General features: G+C 74.1%; 12 protein-coding genes. 7 read left to right on the top strand and 5 right to left on the bottom strand.

Annotated elements, in window-relative coordinates; genetic code table 11:
* Positions 1-2: 2 nt before the first annotated feature.
* Genes ACFIF2_RS34925 through ACFIF2_RS34910 form a run of 4 tightly spaced genes read right to left on the bottom strand, consistent with a single transcriptional unit; the run spans position 3 to position 3,568 of the window.
* Positions 3-647 (bottom strand): response regulator, encoded by a 645-nt coding sequence (locus tag ACFIF2_RS34925; protein ID WP_395577314.1) that lies wholly within the window; start codon positions 645-647, stop codon positions 3-5.
* Complete coding sequence (locus tag ACFIF2_RS34920) at positions 637-1,893, bottom strand: sensor histidine kinase (RefSeq protein ID WP_395577313.1); 1,257 nt, start codon at positions 1,891-1,893, stop codon at positions 637-639. The genes ACFIF2_RS34925 and ACFIF2_RS34920 overlap by 11 nt, the downstream gene beginning before the upstream one ends.
* 26 nt (positions 1,894-1,919) lie before the next feature.
* Positions 1,920-2,669, bottom strand: a complete 750-nt coding sequence (locus ACFIF2_RS34915; protein WP_395577312.1) for an ABC transporter permease — start codon at positions 2,667-2,669, stop codon at positions 1,920-1,922.
* Positions 2,666-3,568: an ABC transporter ATP-binding protein gene (locus ACFIF2_RS34910; RefSeq protein WP_395577311.1), complete on the bottom strand. Its 903-nt coding sequence runs from the start codon at positions 3,566-3,568 to the stop codon at positions 2,666-2,668. The genes ACFIF2_RS34915 and ACFIF2_RS34910 overlap by 4 nt, the downstream gene beginning before the upstream one ends.
* Positions 3,569-3,716: 148 nt before the next feature.
* On the opposite strand from ACFIF2_RS34910, the gene ACFIF2_RS34905 reads away from it, so the two are divergent.
* The 6 genes from ACFIF2_RS34905 to ACFIF2_RS34880 all read left to right on the top strand — a co-directional run bounded on the left by ACFIF2_RS34905 (position 3,717) and on the right by ACFIF2_RS34880 (position 13,949).
* Positions 3,717-5,564 (top strand): ABC transporter ATP-binding protein, encoded by a 1,848-nt coding sequence (locus ACFIF2_RS34905; protein WP_395577310.1) that lies wholly within the window; start codon positions 3,717-3,719, stop codon positions 5,562-5,564.
* Positions 5,561-7,432, top strand: a complete 1,872-nt coding sequence (locus tag ACFIF2_RS34900) for an ABC transporter ATP-binding protein (RefSeq protein WP_395577309.1) — start codon at positions 5,561-5,563, stop codon at positions 7,430-7,432. The genes ACFIF2_RS34905 and ACFIF2_RS34900 overlap by 4 nt, the downstream gene beginning before the upstream one ends.
* Before the next feature lie 25 nt (positions 7,433-7,457).
* The gene (locus ACFIF2_RS34895; protein WP_395577308.1) at positions 7,458-9,179 is read left to right on the top strand and encodes an ABC transporter ATP-binding protein; all 1,722 of its coding nucleotides are present in this window, start codon (positions 7,458-7,460) and stop codon (positions 9,177-9,179) included.
* Positions 9,176-10,966 (top strand): ABC transporter ATP-binding protein, encoded by a 1,791-nt coding sequence (locus ACFIF2_RS34890; protein WP_395577307.1) that lies wholly within the window; start codon positions 9,176-9,178, stop codon positions 10,964-10,966. The genes ACFIF2_RS34895 and ACFIF2_RS34890 overlap by 4 nt, the downstream gene beginning before the upstream one ends.
* A gap of 303 nt (positions 10,967-11,269) precedes the next feature.
* Positions 11,270-13,309 carry a M4 family metallopeptidase gene (locus tag ACFIF2_RS34885; protein WP_395577306.1) on the top strand — a complete coding sequence of 680 codons (2,040 nt, stop codon included), beginning with the start codon at positions 11,270-11,272 and terminating at the stop codon, positions 13,307-13,309.
* Between the two features lie 130 nt (positions 13,310-13,439).
* Positions 13,440-13,949 carry a DUF1990 family protein gene (locus ACFIF2_RS34880; protein WP_395577305.1) on the top strand — a complete coding sequence of 170 codons (510 nt, stop codon included), beginning with the start codon at positions 13,440-13,442 and terminating at the stop codon, positions 13,947-13,949.
* A gap of 40 nt (positions 13,950-13,989) precedes the next feature.
* On the opposite strand, the gene ACFIF2_RS34875 is transcribed toward ACFIF2_RS34880, so the two are convergent.
* Positions 13,990-16,608 (bottom strand): glycosyltransferase family 1 protein, encoded by a 2,619-nt coding sequence (locus ACFIF2_RS34875; RefSeq protein ID WP_395577304.1) that lies wholly within the window; start codon positions 16,606-16,608, stop codon positions 13,990-13,992.
* A 311-nt stretch (positions 16,609-16,919) separates the two neighbouring features.
* Between ACFIF2_RS34875 and ACFIF2_RS34870 the strand changes: the two genes are divergently transcribed.
* Positions 16,920-17,492, top strand: a 573-nt coding sequence (locus tag ACFIF2_RS34870; protein ID WP_395577303.1) for a maltotransferase domain-containing protein, incomplete at its 3' end; no start/stop codon positions are given.

The following is a 17,492-nucleotide window of genomic DNA, read 5'->3' as shown; positions in this document are numbered from 1 at the left end:
GCTCAGCCGAGGATGCCCCGGTCGTACGCCACCGCCACCGCCGCCGCGCGGTCGTTGACGCCGAGCTTGGCGTAGAGGTGCGTGAGGTGGGTCTTCACGGTCGCCTCGCTGATGAACAGTTCACGGGCGATCTCGCGGTTGGACGTCCCCCGGGCGACCAGGACCAGCACCTCGCGCTCGCGAGCGGACAGGGGCTCGCCGCCGGCCGTCCTGGGCGCGCGGACCGCGGAGACCAGGCGGGTGGCGACGGCCGGGGAAAGGACGGTGCGGCCCTGGGCGGCGGCGCGGACCGCGGTGAACAGCTCGTCGCGGGGCGCGTCCTTGAGGAGGTAGCCCGTCGCACCCGCCTCGATCGCGGGCAGGGTGTCGGAGTCGGTGTCGTACGTGGTCAGTACGAGGACCTTGGCGCGGGCGCCGCGCCGGGCCAGTTCCCGGATGGCGTCCACGCCGGGGCCGCCCGGCATCCGCAGGTCCATGAGGATCACGTCCGGGTCGAGTGCGGCGGCCCGCTCCAGCGCCTCGACGCCGTCGGCGGCCTCGCCGAGGACGCGGAAGCCGGGCGCGGACTCGAACATGCCGCGCAGGCCGTCGCGTACGACGGGGTGGTCGTCGACGATGAGGAGGGAGATCACGGCGTCATCGGTCATGGCGGACCAACGGTACGCGAGCCGACACGGCCGTGCCCTGGCCGGGTTCCGCCTCGACGGTGAGCGAACCGGCGATGCGTTCGGCACGGGCCCGCATGCCGGCGAGGCCGAATCCTCCGGTGCGGGTGCGTGCGGGCAGGGCGAGCGGGTCGAAACCCCGGCCGTCGTCGCGGATGTCGAGGGTGACCTCGTCGCCCATGTAGGAGAGGGTGACGCCGGCCCGGCCGGCGGCGGCGTGCCGGGCGGTGTTGGAAAGGGCCTCCTGGGCGATGCGCAGGAGGGTGGCGGCGACCTCGTCGTGGAGCGGCTCGGCGGTGCCGGTGACGGCGAACCCGGCCTGGACGCCGGTACGTTCGCCCCACTCCGTCACCGTCTTCTTCAGCGCGTCCGGCAGCCCGCCGTCGGCCAGGTCGACCGGGGAGAGGTTGTGCACGGAGCGGCGGGCCTCGCCGAGGCTGTGCCGGGCGAGGGCGAGGGCCCTGTCCGTGTGTGCGCGGGCCAGCTCCGCGTCCTTGGTGTTCGCGACGACCTGGAGCTGGGCGATGATGCCGGTCAGGCCCTGGGCGAGGGTGTCGTGGATCTCCGCGGCCAGCCGGCGGCGTTCGTCGGCGACGCCGGCCTCCCGGGCCTGCACGAGGAGCTGTGCGTGCAGGGCGGCGTTCTCGTCGAGGGCCTGCTGCAGGGCGGTGTTGGTGCGCTCCAGTTCGGCGATGGTGGCGGCCTGGACCCGGGTGCGCTCCTCCTCTCGGGCGGTGAGGTGGCCGAAGACGGCGATCATGCAGAGGTGGACGCAGAGCAGGGCCCCGAACACCCCCCAGCCGAGCGGCCCGTGCGGAGGCAGCCCGCCGGACTGGGACCCGGCGATCGTCAGCGCGGTGACGAGCAGGCCGGGCTTGACCAGCCGGGGCGGCAGCAGCCGGTCGGCGTCGAAGTAGCCGACGGCGGCGAGGAAGGCGAAGAACGGGTTCAGCCAGCTCAGCGCGAAGGTGGCGGCGGCGCGCGCCAGGTAGTAGCAGGCGGAGACCGGCGTCCGGACGGCCGGGGTGCGGGCGGACCGCCGGTCCCACCACAGCTGCCACAGCAGGACGGCCACGACGAGCGCGGCGGTGGCCCACCGCTCGACCGCGCTCATGCCGAACACGTCCATGGTCGCGAGGGTGAGTGCGGTGCCGACGCCCAGCATCGCGTACGGCCCCCAGCGACGAACGGCCGCCCAGCGCTGCTCCACCCCCGCGACGTCCGTCATGGCACCAGTGTGGGTCACGGCGGCGCTCACTCCCAGCGGAACCAGCGCGAGGCCGCCGCCGTGAGCAGCACCGTCCAGGCCGCCAGGACACCGAGGTGGGTCCAGCCCGGCCAGTCGCCCGCCGCGGCGTCGTTCAGGGCCTGCGCGGCGGCGCCGAACGGGGTCCAGCCGACGATGCCGGCCAGTACGTCCGGCATGGCCTCCACCGGCAGCCACACGCCCGCGCAGAACATCGCGGGGAAGAGCGCCGTCGACCCCAGCGCGGTGGCGATCTTCGACGTGCGGGACAGGGCGGCGAGAAGGGCCCCCAGGGCGAGGCAGGCGAGCAGGGCGAGCAACAGGGCGAGGAGGTAGCCGAACGGCTGCTCCGGCAGCGTCACGTCGAAGGCGAGCCGGCCGACCGCGAGGGTGACCAGGGCGGAGAGCAGCGCGGCACCACCGGCCACCAGCATCTGCGCCGACAGCAGGGCGGAGGGGCGCACGGGGGTGGTGGACATCCGGCGCAGGATGCCGTTCTCCCGGTAGCCGGCGATCGTCGGCGGCAGGCCCTGCAGACCACCGACGATCAGCCCGAGAAGGACGGCCACCGGCACATAGGCGTCGACCGGCCGCAGCCCACCGAGGTTCGGGTCGGTCTCGCGGAAGGAGGGGATGGAGCCCAGGACGACCAGGAGCAGGGTGGGGAAGAACAGCATCCAGAAGATGCCGCCGGGTTCGCGCCGGAAGAGGCGGATCTCCGCCTTCAGTACGGCGGTGTGGAGGATGTCGGTGCTCATGCCGTGGCCTCCGTGAGGTCCAGGAAGGCGTCGTCCAGCGTGGCGTCGGTCACCCGCAACTGGTGGGCCGTGACGCGGGTGCGGGCGAGGAGGGTGATGACGGCGTTGACCGTCTCGTCGGTGCCGGCCAGGGTGACGCGGCCGTCCTTGTGGTCGGTGGAGGCCAGCCCCGGCAGCGCGTCGAGGTCGTCGTCGTGCAGCGGGGTGGACGGCGTGAAGCTGATGACCGTGGCGCCCGCCGACCGGCGGATCAGCCCGGCCGGGGTGTCCAGGGCGGCGACCCTCCCCTTGTCGATCACGGCGATCCGGTCGCAGAGGCGCTGTGCCTCCTCCATGAAGTGCGTGACCAGCAGGACGGTGACGCCGGCCGCCCGGATGTCCTCGATGAGCTGCCACGTGTCGCGCCGTGCGCGCGGGTCGAGGCCGGTGGTCAGCTCGTCCAGTACCACGATCCGCGGGTCGCCGATCAGGGCGAGCGCGATGAACAGGCGCTGCTTCTGACCGCCGGAGAGCTTGGCGAACCGGGAGTTCAGCTTGGGGGTGAGTCCGAGGCGTTCGGCGAGCGTGCGCCAGTCGGCGGGCTTCGGGTAGAAACCGGCGTACAGCTCCAGGGCCTCGCGGACGGTGAGTTTGGGCTGGAGCGCGCTCTGCTGGAGCTGGGCGCCCAGGACGCGGGTGACCTCCTTGTGGTCGGCGACGGGGTCGAGGCCGGTGACGCGGACGCGGCCCGCGTCGGGGACGCGCAGGCCCTCGACGCACTCGACGGTGGTGGTCTTGCCGGCGCCGTTCGGGCCGAGGATCCCGAAGATCTCACCCTCCTCGACGGCGAACGACACACCGTCGACGGCGGGCCGGCCGCCGTAGGACTTGCGCAGGTCGGTGACTTCGATGACGGGCATGGCACCAGCCTCCCGGGGTACGGGCGCCCGGCACATCGGCCGACGCGCTCGAAGGCGCGTCAGCCGATCGGCTGATGCCCCCGTACGACCCCGGTGCGCGCGAAAACCCGGTGGGCAGTGTCAGTGGTGAACCGTAGGCTCGCTGCTGATGCCGACGACACCCGCCTCCGCCGAGAGCCCCGCCACGTCACGGTCCACCGTCCGCTCGCTGCTGCGGTTGTGGCCCTATGTGCGGCCCGTGCGGGCTCGGTTGGCGACGGCGGCGGTCATAGCGATCCTCGCCTCGTGCGCGGGGCTGGTGATCCCCCTCGTCCTGAAGTGGATGGTGGACGGGCCGGTCGCCGACCGCGATCCGTCCGGCGTGTGGCTCGGCGCGCTGTACCTGCTGCTCCTCGGCCTGGCGGAGGCGCTGCTGTTCGGGCTGCGGCGGTGGCTGGTGGCCCGGCCGCTGGCGGGTGTCGAGGCGGGCATGCGGGCGGACCTGTACCGGCACCTGCAACGGCTGCCGGTGGCCTTCCACGACCGGTGGGCGTCGGGGCAGTTGCTGTCGCGCGGCACGACGGACCTGATGCTGCTGCGCATGTTCCTGGCCTTCCCGCTCACGTTCCTGCTGGTGAACGGCGTGACCATCCTGGTCGGCGTGGGCATCATGCTGGTCCAGGACTGGATGCTGGGGCTGGTGATCCTGGGGCCCGCCCTCCCCGTGATGATCACGTGCGCGGTCTTCGAGAAGAAGTACTCCGCGGTGGCGCGGCGCGCGCAGGACCAGGTCGGGGATCTGACGACCGTGGTCGAGGAGAGCGTGCTCGGCATCCGGATCATCAAGGGGTTCGGCCGGCACCGCAGCCAGGCCCGCGCCTTCCACGAGCTGTCCCACACGCTGCGCGGGACGGAGCTGCGCAAGGCGCGGCTGCTGGCGTCCATCTGGGCCGTCATCGTGACGCTGCCGGAGCTGGCGATCGGGGCGGCGCTGGTGGTGGGGGCGGTCCAGGTGGCGGACGGGTCGCTGTCGGCGGGGACGCTGGTGGCGTTCCTGTCCACGGCGCTGGCGCTCAGGTGGCCGGTGGAGTCGATCGGCTTCCTGCTCGCGATGAGCCAGGAGGCGGCGACCGCCACGGACCGGTACTTCGAGGTGATGGACGCGGAGGTGGAGTCGCCGGGGGGTGCCGGTGGCCCGGCGCCGGTGCCGGGAGGCGGGGAGCGCGGCGCGGCGGTGCGGGCCGAAGGTCTCGCCTTCCAGTCCGTCACGTTCCGGTACCCCGACGCGCCTCCCGACTCCCCGCCGCTCCTCGACGGCGTCGACCTGCACGTCCGCCCCGGCGAGTCCATGGCGCTGGTCGGCGCCACCGGCAGCGGCAAGACGACGCTCACCGCGCTCGTCCCCCGTCTGCACGAGGTGACCGGCGGCCGGATCACGCTGGACGGCGAGGACATCCGCGCCCTGTCCCGCGAGGAGCTGCGCTCGCTGGTCGCCGTGGCCTTCGAGGAGCCCACCCTCTTCTCGGCGACCGTCGGCGAGAACGTGCTGATGGGAGCCGGCGACGACGCCGGCGACGAGGAGCTGGCCCGGGCCCTCGCCGTCGCGCAGGCCGACTTCGCCCACGCCCTTCCCCAGGGCACCGGCACCCAGGTCGGCGAGCAGGGCCTGAGCCTGTCCGGCGGCCAGCGCCAGCGCCTCGCGCTCGCCCGCGCGGTGGTCGGCGGACCGAGGTTCCTGATCCTGGACGACCCGCTGTCCGCGCTGGACGTGCACACGGAGGCCGCCGTCGAGGCGGCGCTGCGGCGGGTCCTCGCGGACACCACCGCCCTGATCGTGGCCCACCGCCCCTCCACGGTGCTGCTCGCCGACCGCGTCGCGCTGCTCTCCGGCGGCCGGGTCGCCGCCGTCGGCACCCACCAGGAACTGCTGCGCACCAGCGCCGAGTACGCCCACCTGATGTCCGGGCCCGACGGGCACGAGGAGCCCGGCGATCTTGAGGAAGGGGACCGCCGATGACCGCGCCCACGGCCACCGCGCCGGACAAGGGCCGGCCCGAGGGCGGCCCGGGAGCCGAGAACCCGGCGGTCCCGGCCGGCGACGCCTTCGACCGGGACGTCCTGCCCAGCCCGCCGGGTGCGACCGCCGCCCTGCTGCGCTCCCTGCTGGCGCCCATGAAGGCCCGCGTCGCCCTGACGACCTTCCTGCTGCTGCTCCAGCAGGCGGCGGTACAGGCGGGCCCGCTGCTGGTGGCGTACGCCATCGACCACGCCGTACCGGCCCTGCGCGACGACGCCCACGGCCCGCTGATCGCGGTGGGCGCCGGGTATCTGCTGTGCGCGCTGGGCGCGGGCGGGCTGCAGTACGCGTTCGTCGCCGTCGCGGCCCGCGTCAGCCAGGACGTGCTGCTGGACCTCAGGGGCCGGATCTTCCGCCACGCGCAGGCGCTGAGCGTCGACTTCCACGAGCGCTACACCTCGGGCCGGCTCATCTCCCGTGCCACCACCGACGTGGAGTCGCTGCGGGAGCTGCTCGACGAGGGCCTCCAGGAACTGGTGACGGTCGTCCTGTCCTTCGTCTACATCGCCGCGCTGCTGCTCTGGCTGGACCTGGGGCTCGGCGGCGTCGCGGTGGCGTCGTTCGTGCCGCTGTACGCGCTGGTGCGGCTGTACCGGCGACGCGCGGGGCGGGTGTACCGGCAGCGGTCCACGGCGATCGCGGCGGTGATCGTGAGGTTCGTGGAGACGATGAACGGCATCCGTCCGGTGCGCGCCTTCCGCCGGGAGGCCGCCAACGACGCGGCCTTCGCCGTGCTGAACCGGCGCCACGAGCGGACCAACGGCGACGCGCTCCTGGAGATGGCCCGCTACGTCGTCGGCTCCCGGCTGGTCGCCAACACGGCGGTCGCGGGCATCGTCCTGTGGGGCGCCTACCGCGTCGCGGACGGCACGCTGGCGCTCGGTGTGCTGGCGGCGGCGGTGCTGTACCTGCGGCGGCTGTACGACCCGATCGACCGGCTCGGCATGTTCCTGAACTCCTACCAGTCGGCGGCGGCCTCCCTGGAGAAGATCGCCGGGCTGCTGGCGCAGACGCCGACGGTGCCGGAGCCGGCCGCGCCGAAGGAGCTGCCGCCCCTGGAGTCGGAGCACCCGGGCCGCGAGGTCGTCTTCGACGGCGTCCGCTTCGCCTACCGCACCGGCGGCGAGGTGCTGCCCCGCTTCGACCTGACGATCCCGGCCGGGCAGACGGTCGCCGTCGTGGGCTCGACCGGCGCGGGCAAGTCGACGCTGGCCAAGCTGCTCGCCCGGTTCTACGACCCCTCCGAGGGGCGGGTCCTGCTGGACGGCACCGATCTGCGTGACCTCGCCGTGCCCGAACTGCGGCGCGGGGTGGTGATGGTGACGCAGGAGGCGTTCCTGTTCTCCGGGACGGTCGCCGAGAACATCGCCATCGGGCGTCCGGAGGCCGCGCGGGAGGAGATCGAGCGGGCCGCGAAGGCGATCGGCGCCCACGACTTCGTCGCCGCGCTGCCCGACGGCTACGACACCGACGTCCGCAAGCGGGGCGGCCGGATCTCCGCCGGTCAGCGGCAACTCGTGGCGTTCGCGCGGGCGCTGCTCGCCGACCCTGCGGTGCTGATCCTGGACGAGGCGACCAGTTCGCTGGACGTCCCCGGCGAGCGGGCTGTGCAGCGGGCGATGGCGACGGTCCTGAAGGGCCGTACGGCGGTCGTGATCGCGCACCGGCTGTCCACCGTGGAGATCGCCGACCGGGTGCTGGTGATGGAGCACGGCCGGATCGTGGAGGACGGCACGCCCGCCGAACTGATCGCCGCCACCGGCCGGTTCGCGGACCTGCACCGGGCGTGGCGGGACAGCCTGGCGTGAGGGCGGGCCGACGGGGGGACGGGTGATGATCGACGCGTACGAGGATCCCGGTACGCCCGACCGGCGGGGCGGCTGGCGGTACCTGGCGTGGCTGGTCCGGCGGCAGTGGCCGCGCGCGCTGGCGGGGGCGGTGTTCGCGAGTGTCTGGATGGTGCTGCTGGCGGCGACGCCGTACCTGATGGCGCGGGCGATCGACCACGGCCTGGAGCCCGGTGACCTGGGGGCGCTGGCGGGCTGGACGGGTGCGCTGGTCGCGGTCGGGGTGCTCAACGCCTGGCTGGGCGTCATGCGGCACCGCACCATGACGCGGGTGCGGATGGACGCCAACTTCCGCACGGTCAAGGTGGTCGTGGGGCACGCGGCACGGCTCGGAGCGGCGCTGCGCCGGCAGGTGGGGGCCGGGGAGGTCGTCACCATCGGGGTGGGTGACGTGCAGACCATCAGCGCGTCCCTGACGGCCGTGGGCCCGGGCGTCGGCGCGGTCGTCGCCTACGCGGCCGTCGGCGGGCTGATGCTGTCGGTGTCGGCGCGGCTCGCCCTGGTGGTGCTGATCGGGGTGCCGGTGCTCGGCCTGCTGCTGGGGCCGCTCATGGGGCGGTTGCAGGGCCGGGAGGCCGAGTACCGGGAGCGGCAGGCGGTGCTGACCGCGCGGATCGGCGACCTCGCGGGCGGGCTGCGGGTGCTGAACGGGCTGGGCGGCAAGGGGCTGGTCGCGGACGCGTTCCGGCGGGACTCGGGGCGGCTGCGCGAGCAGGGGTACCGGGTCGGGGCGGTGACCAGCTGGATCCAGGCCCTCGGGGTGGGTCTGCCGATGCTGTTCCTGGCGCTGGTGACCTGGCTGGGCGCCCGGCTGGCCGTGCGGGGGCACATCAGCGTGGGCGAACTGGTGTCGGTGTACGGCTATGTGGTGGCGCTGGGGTGGCCGGTGGCGTTCCTGATCGAGATGGGCCACCAGCTCAGCCGGGGGGTGGTGGCCGCCCGCCGGGTGGTCGCGTTCCTGCGGCTGGAGCCGGAGCCGGACACCGGCACGCGCGACGCCCCCGCGGAACCGGCGGTGCTGTACGACCCGGCCTCCGGGGTCCGGGTCCGGCCGGGCCGCCTGACCGCCCTGGCCGGTGCCCGCCCCGCCGACGCCGCCGAGGTGATCGACCGCCTGGGCCGCTACGCGCCCTCGGAGGTGACCTGGGGGGAGGTCCCGCTGTCCGAGGTGCGCCTCGCCCAGGTCCGTTCCCGCATCCTGGTCGCCGACGCGGAGGCCGACCTCTTCGCGGGCACCCTGCGCGAGATGATCGGCGAGGGGGCGACCGGCCCCACCGGCCCGGGCGGTGACCACGAGCGGCTCCGCCGGGCGGTCCACGCGGCCGCGGCCGAGGACGTCGTCCAGTCCCTCCCCGACGGCCTCGACTCCCCCGTCGCCGCCCAGGGCCGTACCCTCTCCGGCGGCCAGCGCCAGCGCGTGCGGCTGGCGCGGGCTCTGTTCGCCGACCCCGAGGTGCTGCTCGCCGTGGAGCCGACGTCCGCGCTGGACGCCCACACCGAGGCCACCGTGGCGGGCCGGCTGCGGGAGGCGCGCGAGGGCCGTACGACCGTGGTGGCCGGCACCTCCCCGCTGGTGCTCGACCGGGCGGACGTCGTGCACCACCTGGTCGACGGCAAGGTCGTCGCCACCGGCACCCACCGCGAACTCCTCGACACCGAGCCGGGATACCGCGCCCTGGTCGCGCGCGACGACGAGGTGGTCCGATGACGTCCCCGGGACAGCTCCCCGTCGCCGAGCGCACCGACGTCCGCCGCGCGGCGGCCCGCCTGGTCCGCGCCGACCGGCGCGTCTTCGCCCTCGTCGTCGGCCTGAACGCGCTGGCGGCCCTCGCCGGGCTCGCGGGGCCGTGGCTGCTGGGCCGGATCGTCGACGAGGTAAGGGCCGGGGGCGGTGTCGGCGCCGTGGACCGGATGGCGCTCGCCATCCTGCTGTGCTCGCTGGCCCAGCTGCTGCTGGCCCGCTGGGCCCGGTACGCGGGGCACCGCTTCGGGGAGCGGACCCTCGCCCGGGTGCGGGAGCGGTTCGTGGACCGGGCGCTGGCCCTGCCCGCGTCGGTGGTGGAGCGGGCGGGCACCGGGGACCTGACGACGCGCGGCACCGCCGACGTCACCACGGTCGGCACCACCCTGCGCGACGCCGGTCCCGAGCTGCTGGTCAACTCGGTGCAGGCGGTGTTCCTCGCCGCCGCGGTGTTCGTCCTCGACCCGCTGCTCGGGCTGGTCGGGGTGCTGGGGCTGGCGCCCGCCTGGTGCGGGTTGCGCTGGTACCTGCGCCGGGCGCGGGCCGGCTATCTCGCCGAGGGCGCGGCGACCTCGGACGTCGCCGAGACCCTCACCGCCACGGTGGCCGGGGCCCGCACGGTCGAGGCGTTCGGGCTGTCCGCCCGGCGCGTCGGCACCAACCGGGAGGCACTGGAGGTCTCGCGGCGCACCCGCTTCCACACGCTGTACCTGCGCAGCGTCTTCTTCCCGACGGTGGACGTCTCGTACGTCCTGCCCGTCGCGGGCGTGCTGCTGCTCGGCGGTGTCCTGCACGGGCGCGGCGCGGTGAGCCTCGGGGCGGTGGTGACGTGCGCCGTGTACCTCCAGCAGCTCGCCGGGCCGCTCGACGAGGTGCTGATGCGGATCGAGCAGCTCCAGGCCGGCGGCGCGTCCTTCGCCCGGGTGGAGGGGCTGGCGCGCGCGCCGCGTGCGGGCACGGACGGGTCGGCGGTCCCGGCGGACGACCGGATCGAGGTGTCCGGGGCGCGGTACGCCTATGAGCGGGGCGGCGAGGTGCTGCGCGGGGTGGACCTGACCGTGCGGCCCGGGGAACGGCTGGCGGTGGTCGGGCCGTCCGGGGCCGGCAAGACCACGCTGAGCCGGCTGCTGGCGGGCGTCGACGCGCCGACCGGGGGCTCGGTGACGGTGGGCGGCGTGCCCGTGGTCGCCCTCGGTCCTAAGCGGCTGCGGCGCCAGGTCGCGCTGGTCACCCAGGAGCACCACGTCTTCCTGGGCACGGTCCGCGACAACCTGCTCATCGCCGAACCGGACGCCGCGGACGAGGAGTTGTGGGCCGCGCTCGCGGCCGTGGGCGCCGAGGAGTGGGTGCGGGAGCTGCCCGGCGGCCTCGGCGCCGACCTGGGCGCGAACGGCCACCGGACGGACGGCTCGCAGGCCCAGCAGCTCGCCCTGGCCCGCGTGGTGCTGGCCGACCCGCACACGCTGATCCTGGACGAGGCCACCGCCCTGCTGGACCCGACGACGGCCCGGCACACCGAGCGGGCCCTGGCCGCCGTACTGGAGGGCCGTACGGTCATCGCCGTCGCGCACCGGCTGCACACCGCGCACGACGCCGACCGGGTCGCCGTGATGGAGGACGGCCGGCTGACCGAACTGGGCACGCACGACGCCCTGGTGGCGGCCGGCGGGGCGTACGCGGCGCTGTGGGGTTCGTGGCACGGGGAGTCCGTGGCGGCCGCGGGCGAGCCCGCCACGGAGCCCGGTACTGACTGACCGGGCAGTCGGTCGCACGCCTCGGCGACGCGTCGGCGACTCATCCGTATAGCGAACATGAACGCCCGGACAACGAACGATTTCCGGCCAACCTTCTGACGCGCTCCTGACAGAAGGCGGGATCTCCTGCCACTCTTCCCACGGCCCGCCGCACAGCGCCCCCACAGCTTCTCCCCCAGCGCCGCGCGGCGGTCAGCTCCTTGCACGTGGTTTCTGCGTACCGCCAAGCACCGCCCGGCCGGCCCACCCGCCGTCCGGTCTCCCCTGGCCGCGCGACCCGCGGCCACGCAGAAGGAGTCAGTGTTGAGCAGCAGCACTCCCCACAGACGCACCTCCCACACCGCGTACCGCACCACCCACCGCCGCGCCGCCGCCGTCGCCCTGGCCGGTGTCGCCGCGCTGATCGCCACCGCCGTCCAGTCCGGCGCCGCGACCGCGGCCCCCCGGCAGGCCCCCGTCCCGGGCGCCGAGTCCGTGAAGCTCACCCCCGCCCAGCGCGCCGAGCTGATACGCGACGCCGACGCCGCCAAGGCGCGGACCGCCGACGGCCTCGGCCTGGGTGCCAAGGAGAAGCTGGTCGTCCGCGACGTCCTCAAGGACCGCGACGGCACCGTGCACACCCGCTACGAGCGCACCTACGACGGGCTGCCCGTCCTCGGCGGCGACCTGGTCGTCACCACCGACGGCGGGAAGACCGAGCGGGTCGTGAAGGCCACCCGGAAGCCGATCGCGCCGGCCACGGTGACGCCGAGGATCTCCGCCGCGAAGGCCGAGACGCAGGCCGTGTCCGCCGCGAAGGCCGCCGGCGCGAAGGCGGCGGACGCCGACCGCGCCCCGCGCAAGGTCGTCTGGGCGGCGAACGGCACCCCGGTCCTGGCGTACGAGACGGTCGTCGGCGGCCTCCAGGAGGACGGCACCCCCAACGAGCTGCACGTCGTCACCGACGCCGCCACCGGCGCCAAGCTCTTCGAGTACCAGGCGATCCACAACGGCACCGGCAACACCCTGTACAGCGGCACGGTGACGCTGGGCACCGCGCAGTCCGGGTCGTCGTACACGCTGACCGACACGACCCGCGGCAACCACAAGACGTACAACCTCAACCGGGGCACCTCCGGCACCGGCACGCTCTTCTCCGGCCCCGACGACGTGTGGGGCAACGGCACCGCCGCCAACGCCGAGACCGCCGGCGCCGACGCCCACTACGGGGCCGCGCTGACCTGGGACTACTTCAAGAACGTCCAGGGCCGCTCCGGAATCCGCGGGGACGGCGTGGGCGCCTACTCCCGGGTCCACTACGGCAACAACTACGTCAACGCCTTCTGGTCGGACTCCTGCTTCTGCATGACGTACGGCGACGGCGCGGGCAACGCCAACCCGCTGACGTCCATCGACGTGGCCGCGCACGAGATGACGCACGGCGTCACCTCCAACACGGCGGGCCTGGTCTACAGCGGCGAGTCCGGCGGCCTGAACGAGGCGACCAGCGACATCTTCGGCGCGGCCGTCGAGTTCCACGCGAACAACTCCTCCGACGTCGGTGACTACCTCATCGGCGAGGAGATCGACATCAACGGCGACGGCACCCCGTTGCGCTACATGGACAAGCCCAGCAGGGACGGCGCGTCCAAGGACGCCTGGTACTCGGGGATCGGCGGGATCGACGTCCACTACTCGTCGGGTCCGGCCAACCACTTCTTCTACCTGCTGAGCGAGGGCAGCGGCACCAAGACCATCAACGGTGTCACCTACGACTCGCCCACCTCGGACGGTCTCCCGGTCGCCGGCATCGGCCGCGACAAGGCGGCGAAGATCTGGTTCCGCGCGCTGACCACGAAGTTCACGTCGACCACCAACTACGCGGGCGCCCGCACCGGCACCCTCGCGGCGGCCGGTGAGCTGTACGGCACCACCAGCACCGAGTACAAGGCGGTGCAGGACGCGTGGGCCGGCGTCAACGTCGGCGCGCGCTCCGGCGGCGGCGGTGGCGGCGGCACCTCCTTCGAGAACGCCGCCGACGTGGCGATCCCGGACAACGGCGCGGCGGTCACCTCGTCGGTCACCGTGACCGGACGGGCCGGCAACGCGCCCGCCAACCTGCAGGCCGCGGTCGACGTCGTGCACACGTACCGCGGCGACCTGGTGGTCGACCTGCTGGCCCCGGACGGCACCGCGTACCGCCTGAAGAACTCCAGTTCCTCGGACTCGGCGGACAACGTCAACCAGACGTACACGGTGAACGCCTCCTCGGAGACCGCGAACGGCACCTGGAAGCTGCGCGTCCAGGACGTGGCCGCCCGCGACACCGGCTACATCAACTCCTTCAAGCTCACCTTCCCGTAGGCCCCCCGCGGGACCCCACGGTCAGGGCGCCGTCCCGGCGGTTCGAATCCCCGGGGCGGCGCCCTCCCCACGGCCCGGCGGCGCCACCCGGAACACCGGGTTCCCGAAAGCCGCCCTACCCTTGGTGCCCATGTCCTTCACGTACGACGACGTCGGCGCCACCCGCGAGCAGGGTGCCTGCCCGCCCGGCTTCCGCCCCATGCACGTACGCACCCGCCTCGGGGAGGGCGAACCGGTGTTCCGGCGCGCGGCCGAGGCCGTGCTCACCTGGGAGATGCACCGGGAGATGGGCGTCGGCATCGACGCGAGCGCCGAGCGCGCCGCGCCCGGCGTCGACGTCACCGTCACCCTCGCCGGGATGATCAAGGCGCCCTGCCGGGTGGTGTGGACGCTGGAGGAACACCGCCGGGCGGGGTGGGCGTACGGGACGCTGCCCGGCCACCCCGAGTCCGGCGAGGAGGCCTTCGTGGTCGACCGCACGGGTGACGGCACGGTCTGGCTGACCGTGACCGCCTTCAGCCGCCCCGCCAAGTGGTACGCCAAGGCCGGCGGGCCGGCCGCCCGCGCCTTCCAGCACGCCTACGCCCGCCGCTGCGGCACCGTCCTGCGGCGGCTGAGCGGGGGCGACGAGGAGGACTGAGCCCGCACGGGCCACTCCCCGCCCGCCGCCCCGGGCACGCTCAGCGCATCAGGAGCCCCGCCGCCTGGGCCAGGTCGTCCGACGGCACCGCGACCAGCCCCGTCTCCGCGCCGGAGGCCAGCAGCCGGTGCGCGGGCAGGATGCGGACCGTGTAGCCGAAGGGGCCGGTGCGGTCCAGGGCGAGCGGCCCCTCGTACACCCAGCGGCCCTCCAGGTCCGGGCCGCCCACCGGTTTCAGCGGCACACTCGCCGCGTCGGTGATCCGGTCCTCGGAGTCCACCCGGCCCGACACCGCCTGCACCTCGACGTCGTCCGGGGCGAGGTCCCCGAGCTTCACCCGCACCCGCAGCCCGAGCGTCGAGCCCAGCTCGGCCAGGGCGGAGGCGGCGGACGTCTCCACGTGGTCGACGCTCACCCCGGGCCAGGCCGACCGCACCCGGGCCTTCCACTCGGCCAGCGCGCGGGCGGAGTCCGGGTCCATCGCGCGGTGCGCCTCGGCGGCCGGGGCGTAGAGCCGCTCGACGTACTCGCGGACCATGCGGCCGGCCAGCACCTTCGGTCCGAGCAGGCTCAGGGTCCGGCGGACCATCTCGATCCACCGGTCGGGCAGCCCGCCGGCGCCCCGCTCGTAGAAGCGGGGGGTGATCCGCTGCTCCAGCAGGTCGTAGAGGGCGTTGGCCTCTATGGCGTCGCGCCGGTCCGGGTCGGTGCCCGTGCCGTCGGCGGTGGGGATCGCCCAGCCGAAGTCCGGCTGGTACCACTCGTCCCACCAGCCGTCGAGGACGGACAGGTTGAGACAGCCGTTGAGGGCCGCCTTCATGCCGCTGGTGCCGCACGCCTCCAGGGGCCGCAAGGGGTTGTTCAGCCAGATGTCGCAGCCCGGGTAGAGCTTCTGCGCCATCGCCATGCCGTAGTCCGGCAGGAACACGATCCGGTGCCGCACCCGGGGGTCGTCCGCGAACCGCACCAGTTCCTGCACCAGCCGCTTGCCGCCGTCGTCCGCCGGGTGCGCCTTGCCGGCGACGACGATCTGGACCGGCCGCTCGGAGTGCAGCAGCAGGTCCATCAGCCGGTCGCGGTCCCGCAGCATCAGCGTGAGGCGCTTGTACGACGGGACGCGCCGCGCGAACCCGATGGTGAGCACGTCCGGGTCGAGGACGTCGTCGATCCAGCCCAGTTCGGCCGTCCCGGCGCCGCGCTGCCGCCAGGAGGCGCGCAGCCGCTGCCGCACCTCCTCGACGAGCTGCTCGCGCAGGGTGCGGCGCAGCTCCCAGATGTCCTGGTCGGGGATGTCGGCGACCGAGTCCCAGCGGTCCGAGCCGCCGACGGTCAGCGCGTCCTCGGCCCGCTGGACGCCGATCTGCCGGGCGCCGAGCCGGAACACCTCGGGGGCGACCCAGGTCGGGGCGTGCACACCGTTGGTGACGGAGGTGATCGGCACCTCGTCGGCGTCGAAGCCGGGCCACAGTCCGGCGAACATCTCCCGGCTGACCCCGCCGTGCAGCAGGGAGACGCCGTTGGCGCGCTGGGCCAGGCGCAGGCCCATCACGGCCATGTTGAAGAGGTTGGGCTCGCCGCCGGGGTAGGTCTCCATGCCGAGCCTGAGGACGCGCTCGACGTCGATGCGCGGGAGTTCGGAGTCGGGGCCGAAGTGGCGGGCGACCAGTTCGCGGTCGAAGCGGTCGATGCCGGCCGGGACGGGCGTGTGGGTGGTGAAGACGGTCCCGGCCCGGACCGCCTCCAGCGCGGAGCCGAACTCCAGGCCCTCGTCGCAGAGTTCGGAGATGCGCTCCAGGCCGAGGAAACCGGCGTGGCCCTCGTTGGTGTGGAACACCTCCGGCGCGGCGTGGCCGGTGAGCCGGCAGTACGTCCGTACCGCCCGGACACCTCCTATGCCGAGCAGCATCTCCTGGAGCAGCCGGTGCTCGCTGCCGCCGCCGTAGAGCCGGTCGGTGACGCCGCGTTCGCCGAGGTCGTTCTCCTCGACGTCCGAGTCCAGCAGGAGCAGCGGCACCCGGCCGACCTGGGCCAGCCAGATCCGCGCCCGCAGTTCCCGGCCGCCGGGCAGGGCGAGGGCGACGTGGGCGGGGGTGCCGTCGGGCTCCTCCAGGAGGACGAGGGGCAGTTCGTGGGGGTCGAGGACGGGATAGTGCTCCTGCTGCCAGCCGTCCCGGGAGAGGGACTGGCGGAAGTAGCCGTGGCGGTAGAGCAGGCCGACGCCGATGAGCGGCACACCGAGGTCGCTGGCGGCCTTCAGGTGGTCGCCGGCCAGGATGCCGAGGCCGCCCGAGTACTGGGGCAGGGCGGCGGTGATGCCGAACTCGGGCGAGAAGTAGGCGACGGCGGCGGGCAGTCGGCCGGTCTGGGCCTGGTACCAGCGGTCGCCGCTCATGTAGTGGTCGAGGTCGTCGGCCACCGCGGTCAGCCGGCGCAGGAAGCGCCGGTCCTCGGCCAGTTCCGCGAGACGCGCGGCCGGGACGGTGCCGAGCAGCCGGACCGGGTCGCGGCCGGACGCGGCCCAGCACTCGGGGTCGACGGACTGGAAGAGGTCGCGGGTCTCCGGATGCCAGGACCAGCGCAGATTCCGGGCCAGATCACTGAGCGGCCGGAGGGGGTCGGGGAGAACGGGACGGACGGTCAGTCGACGAATCGCCTTCACCCCTCCGACGTTACCGGCGCGGTGTGTCCCTCGCCGGGGGCTTCGCTCGCAGAACTCCGATTCGGCCTGAACGGCGTCGTCCCCGTTCTCCGGACGGGCTAATAACCACCGGCGTGACGATCTCCCGGCGGGGAAGGTGTCGGAACAGGGTCGTCGCGTGTGTCGACATACGCGTGAGTAGTTAACAAAGTGCCGGATTGCCCACCCGAAGAGTGGGGGAAGGCTCCTGCGGTACGCCCCGTACGCACCGCCGCAGGACCCACCTCCCCAGAGACATCCGCCCACCCACGTTGACGCGGACAGGAGCGGTCATGCCCGCCACGCACCACTCGTCAGCACCCCCCGGAGCGGCTCCCGGAGCGCGCTCCGGCGCTTCACTCGAAGTCCCCCGCGAGGCACCACTCGGGGACGGCGCCACCGTCGTCGGGCGCATCCCCGTCCTGGACGTCCGTCCGGTCGTCATGCACGGGCGCAGGCCCGCGAAGGCCGTCACCGGTGAGTCGTTCGAGATCTCGGCCACCGTGTTCCGGGAAGGGCACGACGCGGTCGCCGCCAACGTCGTCCTCACGGACCCGCGGGGCCGGCCGGGCCCGTGGACGCCGATGCGCGAACTGGCCCCGGGTACCGACCGCTGGGGCGCCACCGTCACCGCCGGCGAGCCCGGACGGTGGTCGTACTCCGTGGAGGCGTGGGGCGATCCGGTCACCACCTGGCGGCACCACGCGCAGATCAAGATCCCGGCGGGCCAGGACACCGGCCTGGTGCTGGAGGAGGGTGCCCGGCTCTACGAGCGCGCCGCCGCCGAGGTGCCCGGACGCGAGGACCGGCGCCGGCTGCTCGCCGCCGTCGACGCGCTGCGGGACGACACCCGGCCGGCCGCGTCA

It is taken from the genome of Streptomyces sp. BK79, from assembly GCF_044142145.1.
Taxonomy (GTDB): Bacteria; Actinomycetota; Actinomycetes; order Streptomycetales; family Streptomycetaceae; genus Streptomyces.
Note: the sequence above shows the minus strand (reverse complement) of the source record. Positions and strands in the feature narration are given on the sequence as shown.